This is a genomic window from Actinosynnema sp. NPDC020468, assembly GCF_040642015.1.
In the GTDB taxonomy this organism is placed as follows: Bacteria; Actinomycetota; Actinomycetes; order Mycobacteriales; family Pseudonocardiaceae; genus Actinosynnema.
On sequence record NZ_JBFAEO010000011.1, the window covers coordinates 108,985 to 119,598 of the forward strand.

Sequence of the window (10,614 nt, forward strand, 5' to 3'; positions counted from 1 at the left end):
GTGACCACCCGTTCTCGAACACCTTTCACGAACCACCGGACCGGTACCGACTGCCTGCGGGAACGACGGTTCCGCCGGCTCAAACCGATTACCGGCAGACATGCCCCGAACGTGCGGCCCTTCCCCTGAACGCCGACTTCTCGCCCCGTGCCGGGCGGTGCATGGTGGAGGAGCCGGACTCAGTCCGGAGTGGACACTCGAAGGGGGAACCGATGAGAACCCGATTCGTGATCGGCGTCGCCGCGATCCTGCTGGCGGCCGGCGCGGGCGTCGCGACGGCGCAACCGGGAGTGGGTGACACCGCGGCGGCGCCGCAGGTGTCGGCGTTGACGAACCCGCAGGCCGTGGGGCGCAACGAGGACGGCCGGTTGGAGGTCTTCGCGCGCGGCACGGACGGCGCACTGTGGCACATCTGGCAGACCAAGCCCAACAACGGCTGGAGCTCCTGGGCCAGCCTCGGCGGCTTCTTCACCGGCACGCCGTCCGTGCGCAACAACGAGGACGGCCGGTTGGAGGTCTTCGTCCGCGGCGGCGACAACGCGGTGTGGCACATCTGGCAGACCAAGCCGAACAACGGCTGGGGCTCGTGGGCGAGCCTCGGTGGCGTGATCACGTCGGACCCGGTCGCGGGCAGCAACCAGGACGGGCGGTTGGAGGTCTTCGCCCGCGGCACGGACAACGCGCTGTGGCACATCTGGCAGACCAAGCCCAACAACGGTTGGGGTTCCTGGGCGAGCCTGGGTGGCGTGATCACCTCCTCGCCCGCCGTGGACAACAACCAGGACGGCCGGCTCGAGGTGTTCGTCCGCGGCACCGACCGCGCGCTGTGGCACATCTGGCAGACGAAGCCGAACAACGGGTGGGGTTCCTGGGCGAGTCTCGGTGGCGTCATCACGACGGACCCGGTGGTGGGCAGCAACCAGGACGGGCGGTTGGAGGTGTTCGCGCGCGGCACGGACGGCGCGTTGTGGCACATCTGGCAGACGAAGCCGAACAACGGCTGGGGCTCGTGGGCGAGTCTGGGTGGGGTGATCACCTCTTCGCCCGCCGTGGGCAACAACCAGGACGGCCGGTTGGAGGTGTTCGCGCGCGGCACGGATGACGCGTTGTGGCACATCTGGCAGACGAAGCCGAACAACGGCTGGGGTTCCTGGGCGAGCCTCGGTGGCGAGATCACCTCGCTGCCCGCGGTGAACAACAACAAGGACGGCCGGCTCGAGGTGTTCGCGCGCGGCACCGACGACGCGTTGTGGCACATCTGGCAGACCAAGCCCAACAACGGTTGGAGTTCCTGGGCGAGCCTGGGCGGGCAACTGACCTGAGGCGCGGGCCGCCGGGCCCGGTCCGGAGACGCCCACCCCCGGCAGCGCGGTCGTGCTGCCGGGGGTGTGGTCGTCGCCCGCACCCCGGGTCAGCGCACGCGGTCGTAGACCACCGCGGTTTCGCCCAGGTCGCCGGTTTCCAGGTGGGTGACCGACCACCGCGACCCCGGCAGTCCGTCCTCGAACAACCGCTCGCCGCCGCCCGCGATCTCCGGGCAGACGATCAGGTACAGCCGGTCGACCAGGTCCGCGGCGAGCAGCGGCTTGATGACGCTCGCGCTGCTGTTGACCAGGATGTCGCCCTCGCCGGTCCGCTTCAGCTCGGCGACCACGTCGGCGGCGGGCGCGTCGACCACCCGGGTGCGCTCCCACGGCGCCTCGGTCAGGGTGCGGGACAGGACGACCTTCTCCGCGTCCACCAACCACTTCGCGTAGCCGCGGTCGCGGGGGTCGGCGTTCTCGTCGCCCGCGACCGACGGCCAGAAGCCGAGGAAGCCCTGCGCGTTGAGCCTGCCGAGCACCGCGGTGGTGGCGTTCTCCCAGATGCGGGTGAGGTGGTTCCGCGCGACCTCGGTGGTCGCGTACGGGATGATCGCGCCGAGGTCGCCGGGACCGCCGGGGCCGTTGTAGCGGCCGTCGAGCGTGAGGCTCAGGTTCGCGGTCACCCTGCGTGCGGTCGGGTTGGTCATGCTCGTGGTTCCTCTTCTTCTTGGTGCGGTGCGGTTGTGGCGCGGACGGTGTCCGCGAGGGTGTCGAGCACCTGGTCCCAGCCGGTCCGGATGCCGGCGACGAACGGAGCGGCGTCGACGGTCGTGCCGGTGACGCGCAGGTCGAGCCGGAGCCGGGTGCCCTCGGCGGTGTCGGTGAGCGCCAGGTCGTGGTGGCCGGTGAACGCGATCCCGCCCTCCGGGTCCAACACCGACAGGTCGAACGCGAGGCGCGTCGGCCCGGTCGCGGCGCGGACCCGGCCCTCGGACCGGTAGCGGCCCTCGGCGTCGCGGTACTCGAGGACCACCCGGCCGCCGGGCTCGGGTTCGAGCACGCAGTCCGTGATCGTCATCGACGGCGGCGCCCACCAGGTCGCCAGGAGTTCCGGGTCGGTCCAGTGCCGCCACACGACGTCGGGGCGCGCGGCGAGCACCCGGTCGAACGCGAACGTCCGGCCGTCGGCCCACCGGTCCCGGTCGGCGAGCGCGGTGTCCGCCTCCAGGGCGGCGCGGTACCGCTCCAGGACGTCCCGCTCGCCCACGTTCGCCTCGGCGGTGTCGACCAGCTCCCGCAGCCTGCCGACGAGGGCGGTCAACGGGGTGGTGTCGACCGCGTAGACGCGGCGCTGGCCGAGCGGGGTGACGGTGACGAGCCCGGCGCGGGCCAGGGTTTGCAGGTGCTTGGTGGTTTGCGGTTGGCGCGAGCCGGTCAGGTCGGCCAGCTCGCCGACGGACCGCGGGCGCTCGGCGAGCAGTTCCACGATCCGCCACCGCGCGGCGTCTCCGAGTGCTGAGGCGATCCGGTCCATGGGCCGAAGTATTCCTCGCCTCGAATATTCGTGTCAAGGAATATCTTGGTCGAGGTCGCCGGGGCCGGTCGCCGTGCGAGAGTGATCACCGCGCGGAACGGGGTGGTGGACGTGACGGAAGCCTTGGACAGGCTGGTGGGCGCCCGGTCGGGCGGTGCGCAGTGCGCGCCGGTCCGGGACGTGGTGGCGGACCTCGACGCCGCGTACGCGGTGCAGGCCGGGTGGGTGGGCACGCGACGGGCGGCCGGCGCGCGGGTGGTGGGGCGCAAGATCGGGTTCACCAACCCGGCGGCGCGCGCCCGGCTCGGCGCGGACCACCCGGACTTCGGCGTGCTGCTGGACGAGATGGCGCGCCCGACCGGCGGCACGATCGAGGCGGGTCTGCTGCGGCAGCCTCGGGTCGAGGTCGAGATCGCCTTCGTGCTGGCGCGCGACCTGGCCGCGGTGGACGACCCGCGGGACGCGGTCGGCGAGGTGGTCGCCGCGCTGGAGATCGTGGACAGCCGGATCGCCGACTGGGACATCACGCTCGTGGACACGGTGGCGGACAACGCCTCCGCCGCGCTGTTCGTGCTCGGCGACGCCGTCGACGCGGGCGCCGTCGAACCCCGGGACTGCGCGACCACGTTGTGGCACAACGGGGAGGTCGTGGCGCACGGCGTCGGCGCGGACAGCTACGGCGACCCGTACCTGGCGCTGGGGTGGCTCGCGGACGCCGTGCGGCGGCACGGTGAGCCGGTGCGGGCCGGTGACGTGGTGCTGACCGGCGCGCTCGGCCTGGTCGTGCCCGCCCTTCCTGGCGGGGAGTTCCGCGCCGTCGTGGCCGGGGTGGGCGAGGTGTCGGCGACCTTCGCGCGCTGACTACGATGGGCGGCCCATCCCGGTTCGGCTGTTGGAGGAACACCGGTGGCGGAAGACCGCTTACCCATCCGATCCCGGCCCGGCGCCGCCGTCCCCGCGCGGCGTGACGGGCGGCCACCGGCGCCGTCCGGTGGCACCGGCCCGATCCACGCCGCGACGACACTGGGGTTCGGCGGCTCCTCGCTCACCCGCGAGCAGGTCTGGGACCGGCTCGGCGACAAGCTCCGGGACCGGGTGAACGCCCGGGTCGGCGAGCTGGTCGAGTGGTGGGCGTGGGACGTCGACGGTCGCGGTTCGGCCGTCGTGCTGGGGACGCGGGAGTTCGTGACGGTGCTGCCGACGGTGAACGCCTCGGGCGGACCGGCGCACGAGATCCGGGCGCTCAAGCTGGACGGGTCGACGTTCCGCCGCGCGTCGGTCAGCGGGCCGCCGGACGCCAGGCCGGACGCGGCGCCCACCGGGTCGGGCAGTCGACCGGGCACGCCGCCCGCCGCGCCGAAGACCAGGCTGAGCGCGGGGATGAGCGGGTTCCTCGGCAACCTTCCCGTCCGGGCCCAGCAGCTGTTGCAGGAACCCTTCGTCGGCGGCGAGGGCGACCTGTGGCACGACCACCACTACTACCGGCACGGGTCGGCGAGCGCGATGGGCGGCGCCTCGCTCCAGGTCTGGTGCTACCTCGCGGACAAGCGGCACGTCACGTTCGCCACCGGCGTCGGGCAGGGCTACCGGCCGGAGACCGGCCCCCGCTCGTGGGACCTCACGTGCTGGCGGGTCGAGGTGCTGGGCACCCCGCGGTGAGCAACCACGACCGGGACGACCTCGACGGGTTCGATCCCTACGAGCTGCTGGGCATCCCGTCCTCGGCGACCCGCGCCGAGATCATCGCCGCGCACCGCGAGCAGGTCCTGCTGGTGCACCCGGACCGGCCCGGCGGCGACGAGTACACGACGAAGTTGTTGCACATCGCCAGGGCCGTGCTGCTGAACCCGGAGGAACGCGCCAAGGTCGACGCGGGCGACTCGTCCGACTCCGACGAACCGGATCGGGACGACGACCCGCCGGCCGGTGTGTGGGACGAGGAGGAACTCGACCGGGACGACGAGCCCGAGTCGGTCTGGGAGAGCGAGGAGGTCGTCTCCGGCGTGCACCCGCCGGTCGCCGACCCGCCGCCCACCACCACCTGGCAGTCGCCGATCGTGCCGCCTCCGCGGCACTGGCCGCCCGCCGCGCCGCCTCCCCCGACGTGGCAGGCCGCGCCGGTACCGGTGTACCTGAAGAGCACCTCGACGTTGCCCATCGTGGCGTTCGCGATGTCCTTCTTCTGCTGCCTGTCGCCCGTCGGCCTGGTGCTCGGGGTGATCGGCGTGGTGAACCCGAAGGGCCGCTACGACCGCGCGCTCTCGATCGGCGCGATCGTGCTGGGCGTGCTCGGCACCGGCGCCCTGGTGCTCTGGGTGCTGGTCGCGGGAGCGCAGCGCGTCCGGTAGTGCCGCATTGCGCCCGAAGTATTGTTTTTCAAGTTCGGCGTAGGCCGGCTGTGAAATGCGTGTCATTGCTCTCAACGGAGCAGCGGGGCAGAGTTGCCCGCACGGCGGGAAGTCCCGTCGGCCGGGGACGGACCATTGATCGAATGTGTCGCCATTTCTTTTGCGCACTTCTTTCCCCTGTGGTGGTCCGCCCCGGTTGCGAAAGGTTGACACCGTGTCTCGAAACCGTGTGCTCGGCGCCGCGGCCCTTTCCTGTCTGATCCCCCTCACCCTGCTGTCCGGCGGCGCGACCGCGTCCGCCGCCGGATCCGACTACCAGCCCGAGATGGTGGCCGCCCTGGCCCGGACCCTGGGCGTCAGCGAGAACGCCGCCGTGCAGCGCCTCGACGGCGAGGCGGCCCAGCAGCGCGCGCTGTCCGGTCTCGTCGGCAGCGGCGTGCGCGTGGACGGCGCGTACTTCGACCAGTCCGGCAAGCTCACCGTGAACGTCGACCAGGCGGGGGCGGCGAAGGCCCGCTCGGTCGGGCTGGCGACCCGCACGCCCGCCCGCGGCGAGAAGGCGCTGACCGACGTGCAGGCCGACCTCGACCGGCTCGCCGAGAAGCAGGCGCCCACCGGCGTCGTGTCGTGGGGCGTCGACGTGGCCTCCGACGTGGTCACGGTCAAGGTGGTCGACCGGACCAGGCCGCCGGCCCGGTCGTTCCTCGCCGAGGCCGCCAAGCACGGGTCCGCGATCCGCGTGGAGCAGGTCTCGCAGTCGCTGAGCACCCAGGCGGCGGTGTACCCGGGCAGCAAGATGACGATCAACGGCGGCTCGGGCTACTGCTCGGTCGGGTTCGGCGCGCGGACCAGCACGGGCGTGCAGTACCTGGTCAGCGCCGGGCACTGCATCGCGGGCCTGCCCTCGCTCTACTACAACGGCACCCGGTTCGCGAAGGGCACCAGCACCCGGTACGCGCTGGGCAGCAACAGCGTGGACATGGGCGTGGCGAGGATCGACTCCGGGAACTCGATCACCACCCAGGTCGGCACCTGGGGCGCGGCCGGCCTGATCACCGTCAAGGGCGGCAACCGCGGCGCGGTCGGCGCGTCGCTCTGCAAGTCCGGCGCCACGAGCGGCTGGACCTGCGGTTCGATCACCGGCTATAACCAGACCGTCACCTACACCGACCCGAACGGCGGTCCCTCGACCGTGGTTCGCGGGCTCGGCGCGTCGACCGTGTGCACCATGGGCGGCGACAGCGGTGGCGCGTACATCTCGGGCAACCAGGCCCAGGGCATGACCTCCGGCGGGCCTACTGGCCAGCAGTGCACCTACAACGGTGGGGTGCAGAGCGGTAAGTCGTCGTACTTCCAGCCGCTGAGCGACGCCCTGTCCTACTACGGGCTGACCCTGAACGTCGGGTGACCTCAGCGTGACGATGCGCGTGCCGATACCCCCAACAGGGGGTATCGGCATTCACCAATTTGGAGGACGATGCTCGGTCGTGGCAGCTCCCCAGGAAAGACCCGGCCCCGAGCAGGTGCTCAACCAGGAGAAGTTCGCCGACGCCCTGCGTGCCGCGATCGCCCGACGTGACCTCACCCTCGACCGCATCCGCGCGCGGCTCGCCGACCGGGGTGTCGAGATCAGCCTGGCGACGCTGAGCTACTGGCAGCAGGGTCGCAGCCGGCCCGAACGCCCGAAGTCGCTGCGCGCGCTGCGCGAGTTGGAGGCGATCCTGGACCTGCCCAGGAACACGCTGTTCGACTTCCTCGAACCCCGTCGGCCGCGCGGCCGGTGGCTCGGCGACACCGGGCTGAGCTTCCGCGCCCTCTACGGGGACGACTCGCCGATCCGCACGGTGCTCGGCGACGAGTTCGCCAACCCGAACCCGGACGTGACCGTGCTGGCGACCACCGAGCAGTGCTTCGTGGACGCGCGCCGGTCGCTGCGCCGGATCGCGACCAGGCAGGTGCTGCGCGGGGTGAACAACGGCTGCGAGCGCTTCCTCGTCGTGCACGGGGTGGACGAGGGCGACGTGATGCCGCACGACCTGCTGGTGCGCGGCGGCACGCTCGGCGATTACCGGGTGGACGAGGAGGGTGGTTATGTCGCGGCCGAGATCCACCTCGGTCGCACGCTGGACAAGAACGAGACGGCGGTCGTCGAGTACGACTGGCGGATGGGCGAGAGCGACATCCCGTCCCGGCAGCACGAACGGCGGATGCGTACCACCACGAGCAGTTACCTGTTGCAGGTGTGCTTCGACCACGTCACGGTGCCCGCGCGCTGCTACGAATACCGGCGGGCCAAGGTCGACGCGCCGCTGGAGGACCGGCGGCGGTTGCCGATGGACGCCACCCCGTCGGTGCACTCGTTCCAGGCGAAATGCCAGCCGGGCGTCTACGGCATTTCCTGGGAATGGGAGTGAGGTCCGCTCGCGACGTGGGCGGGCGGGGCGTGCCCGGGCGGTCGGGGAGGGTTGTCCGGTCCGCCCGGGAAAACGCCGTTTCGGTTGGTCCGGATTGGTGATCGGCCGTCAAGCGCGTTCACCAAGTGGGACGGGTTCGCGGGCCGCGGCAGAAGGCTCGGAGTCCGAGGCAGCGGCGTCCGGGTAAATCGACGGCGCGGCGGTTTTCCGGTTTTGCGGCGGAGGGGTAAATCGCGACCGGGTCGGGCTGTCGGCGAACTGAAGGCTGTCCAGGTGGTGGGACGTTACGCGGGGGTGATCTCCTGCGCCGGATTGGTGTGCTCGCACGGCGAACGGTGTAGATCAACTGGGCGGAACGGGTGAACGACGGCCGTTTTCGGTCGCTCTCCGCGCTGGTCTGACCGCGCTTCGTGTCGGCGCCGCGACCTGGCGAAATGGCCGTGCCGAGCCGGTCCGGCGAAGTTGATCATGTCGTTGACGAGGTCGCGCGCGGGTTCGTATCCTCCCGTGCAGAAAGCGCGCCGGTGGAATCCGTGAATTCCCCGGTCCGCCGCACCCGGTCGAGGAGGGTGCGTCGGGTCGGGAATCCCCGGAGATCGACGCGTCTGTTCGACCACCCTTGTCGACCGACCGAGCCGTCCCCGGTGGGACGGTCGACTGCCGTGCCCTCGTCACGGTTTTTGCTGCCGCTGCCGATCGCTGACGTGGAGATGGAAGACAATGCACCTGGTTGGGCGCGCTGGTGAATTCGGGACGCTGACCGCCGCGCTGCGGCGCTGCGGCACCGGGGAGGGCGTCGTGGTCACCGTGACGGGGCCGGCGGCGGTCGGGCGCACCGAACTGATCCAGACCTTCCTGAAGCAGGCCGACGCCCTGGTGCTCGCCGCGACGGGCGCGGAGGCCGAGCGGGACTTCCCGCTCGCGGTCGTGGGACAGCTGTTCCACGGCGCGACCCTGGACCGGGACGCGGCGCGGGTGGTCTGCGCGCTGCTGGACGAGGGCGCGCACGCGACCGCCGACGGCGACCGGGTGCCGCCCGCGGTCCTCCAGGGGTTGGCGACCGCGGTGCTGGACCTCGCCGCGACGCGACCCGTCGTGGTCGCCGTGGACGAGGTGCACCACGCCGACCCGCAGTCCCGGGCGTGGCTGCTGTACCTGGCGCGCCGGATGCGGACCGCGCGGGTGCTGCTGCTGACCGGCGCGCGCGACACCGGCCACCCCGACGACACCCGCTTCGAGACCGAGCTCGCGCGGCTGCCCTACCACCGGTGGATCGCGCTCACCCCGCTGACCCGGTCCGCGCTGGTCGAACTGTTCGGCGACGAGCGGGTCGCGGCCGACGCGCACCGGGTGTGCGGCGGCAACCCGGTGCTGGCGCGGGCGCTCGCGGAGGACGGCTCGGGCCCCGACGGGCTCGTGGTGGGCGAGGCGTTCGCCCGGGCCGCCCGCTGGTGCCTGTTCCGGTTCGCGCCGGACGCGATGGCGGCGGCCCGCGCGCTGGCCGAGGGGCGACCCGCCGAGCCGCGCGCCGTGGCCGCGCTGACCGCGTCCGGGTTGGTCCTGGCGGGCGCGCTGCGGCACCCGGTCATCGCGGCGCAGGTGCTCGCCGCGACCACGGCGCCCGCCGAGTCCACTGTGGACGATCGACGCGACGTGGCCCGGTTGTTCTGGCACGGCGACGTCGCGGCCGGGTTCGCGGCGCTCGCCGGCGGACCCGCCTCGCCGCGCGTCGCCGACTGGTTGTCCTTCTGGTACCCCGCGTCGCGCGGGCGGTGGACCGACGACGACGTGCCGCGCGCGCCCGACGCCGTGCCGGACGGACTGCGCGTGCTGGCCGGGCTGGTGCGCGGGGAACACCCGGACGCCGCCGTCGAGCAGGCCGAGCAGGTGCTGCGGGACTGCGCGATCACCTCGTCCACGCTGGAGTCGTTGACCGGTGCGCTCGCCACCCTGGTCTACGCCGACCGACCGGACCGCGCGGCCCGGTGGTCCGCGCCCCTGGTCGAGCAGACGACCGCGCACTGCCGCCCGGTGTGGCAGGCGCTGTTCGCCGCGATCCGGGCCGAGACCGCGCTGCGCCTCGGTGACGCGGCGGAGGCCGAGCGGTGCGGTCGGGCCGCGATCACGCACTTCTCGGTGGAGCAGTGGGGAATCGCGGCCGGCATGCCGCTCGCGACGCTCGTGCGGGCGAAGTTGGCGCTGGGCAAGCTGGAGGACGCCGCGCGCTACCTCGCGGTGCCGCTCGCGGACGCGGTGTTCGAGTCGGTCGCCGCGCTGCCCTACCTGGAGGCGCGCGGTCGGCACCTGCTGGCGCTCGACCGGCCGGAGGCGGCGCTGGCGGAGTTCCGGCGCTGCGGCGAGCTGGCCGCGCGGTGGGACGTCGACGTGCCCGGTCTGGTGCCGTGGCGGCTCGGTGTCGCCGAGTCGCACGTGCGGATGGGCAAGGTGTCGGCGGCGCGGGCCGTGGTGGACGAGCAGCTGCTGCGGTTACACCCCGGTCCGTCGAGAACCCGGGGGCTGTGCCTCCTGCTGCGGGCCCGCGCCTCGGACTACCGCGACCGGCCGCGCATGCTGGAGGAGGCGGTCGAGGTGCTGCGGCAGGCGGGCGACCGGCTGACGTTGTCCGCCGCGCTGGCCGAGCTGAACGACGCCTACCGCTTCACCTCCGACACCGGCCGCGCCGTGACGGCGGATCGCGCGACCCGGTCGGGGCGCCCGGTCGAGGAGTCCACTGTGGACGGTGTGGCCGGGCTCAGCGGCGCCGAGCGCCGGGTGGCCGGGCTGGCCGCGCGGGGGTTGAGCAATCGTCAGATCGCCGCCAAGCTCTACGTGACGGTGAGCACCGTCGAGCAGCACCTCACCCGCATCTACCGCAAGCTCGGCGTCGGCAGGCGTGCCGAGCTGCCGTCCTGGTTGGACCGGTTCACCGAGGACCCCGGTGTCGGGGTCGCGGGAGACCTAGGGGTGCATAGGGGTGCCTAGGGGTGCTACCCCTCCGCTCCGCGCGGCAGGTT

At 72.6% G+C, this 10,614-nt stretch carries 9 protein-coding genes; 7 read left to right on the forward strand and 2 right to left on the reverse strand.

Annotated features, from left to right (window positions below; translation table 11 throughout):
• The first annotated feature begins 212 nt into the window (after nt 1–212).
• The gene (locus AB0G50_RS11065) at nt 213–1,322 is read left to right on the forward strand and encodes a carbohydrate-binding protein (RefSeq protein WP_360105271.1); all 1,110 of its coding nucleotides are present in this window, start codon (nt 213–215) and stop codon (nt 1,320–1,322) included.
• An 89-nt stretch (nt 1,323–1,411) separates the two neighbouring features.
• Here the strand turns inward: AB0G50_RS11065 and AB0G50_RS11070 are convergent, their stop codons facing one another.
• Together AB0G50_RS11070 and AB0G50_RS11075 are read right to left on the reverse strand one after the other, a co-directional pair.
• Nucleotides 1,412–2,011 (reverse strand): dihydrofolate reductase family protein, encoded by a 600-nt coding sequence (locus AB0G50_RS11070; protein WP_360105274.1) that lies wholly within the window; start codon nt 2,009–2,011, stop codon nt 1,412–1,414.
• Nucleotides 2,008–2,838, reverse strand: coding sequence for a metalloregulator ArsR/SmtB family transcription factor (locus AB0G50_RS11075; protein ID WP_360105277.1), 831 nt, complete (start codon nt 2,836–2,838; stop codon nt 2,008–2,010). Before AB0G50_RS11075 ends, AB0G50_RS11070 begins: the two co-directional genes overlap by 4 nt.
• Nucleotides 2,839–2,949: 111 nt before the next feature.
• Between AB0G50_RS11075 and AB0G50_RS11080 the strand changes: the two genes are divergently transcribed.
• From AB0G50_RS11080 to AB0G50_RS11105, 6 genes are all read left to right on the forward strand, one after another.
• Entirely contained in the window at nt 2,950–3,699 is a 750-nt protein-coding gene (locus AB0G50_RS11080) for a fumarylacetoacetate hydrolase family protein (protein ID WP_360105280.1), read from the forward strand.
• A 45-nt stretch (nt 3,700–3,744) separates the two neighbouring features.
• Complete coding sequence (locus AB0G50_RS11085) at nt 3,745–4,497, forward strand: hypothetical protein (protein WP_360105283.1); 753 nt, start codon at nt 3,745–3,747, stop codon at nt 4,495–4,497.
• A complete protein-coding gene (locus AB0G50_RS11090; protein WP_360105286.1) occupies nt 4,494–5,186 on the forward strand; it encodes a J domain-containing protein in 693 nt (230 codons plus the stop codon). The genes AB0G50_RS11085 and AB0G50_RS11090 overlap by 4 nt, the downstream gene beginning before the upstream one ends.
• 214 nt (nt 5,187–5,400) lie before the next feature.
• The gene (locus tag AB0G50_RS11095) at nt 5,401–6,594 is read left to right on the forward strand and encodes a S1 family peptidase (protein WP_360105289.1); all 1,194 of its coding nucleotides are present in this window, start codon (nt 5,401–5,403) and stop codon (nt 6,592–6,594) included.
• Nucleotides 6,595–6,673: 79 nt separating this feature from the next.
• Nucleotides 6,674–7,600, forward strand: a complete 927-nt coding sequence (locus AB0G50_RS11100) for a hypothetical protein (protein ID WP_360105292.1) — start codon at nt 6,674–6,676, stop codon at nt 7,598–7,600.
• Between the two features lie 720 nt (nt 7,601–8,320).
• Nucleotides 8,321–10,582 carry an AAA family ATPase gene (locus AB0G50_RS11105; RefSeq protein WP_360105295.1) on the forward strand — a complete coding sequence of 754 codons (2,262 nt, stop codon included), beginning with the start codon at nt 8,321–8,323 and terminating at the stop codon, nt 10,580–10,582.
• Nucleotides 10,583–10,614: the final 32 nt, after the last annotated feature.

Coding starts and splice junctions, on each gene's coding strand:
- AB0G50_RS11105 (WP_360105295.1), top strand. CDS start 8,321: ATGCACCTGGTTGGGCGCGCTGGTGAATTCGGGACGCTGACCGCCGCG.
- AB0G50_RS11070 (WP_360105274.1), bottom strand. CDS start 2,011: ATGACCAACCCGACCGCACGCAGGGTGACCGCGAACCTGAGCCTCACG.
- AB0G50_RS11075 (WP_360105277.1), bottom strand. CDS start 2,838: ATGGACCGGATCGCCTCAGCACTCGGAGACGCCGCGCGGTGGCGGATC.
- AB0G50_RS11065 (WP_360105271.1), top strand. CDS start 213: ATGAGAACCCGATTCGTGATCGGCGTCGCCGCGATCCTGCTGGCGGCC.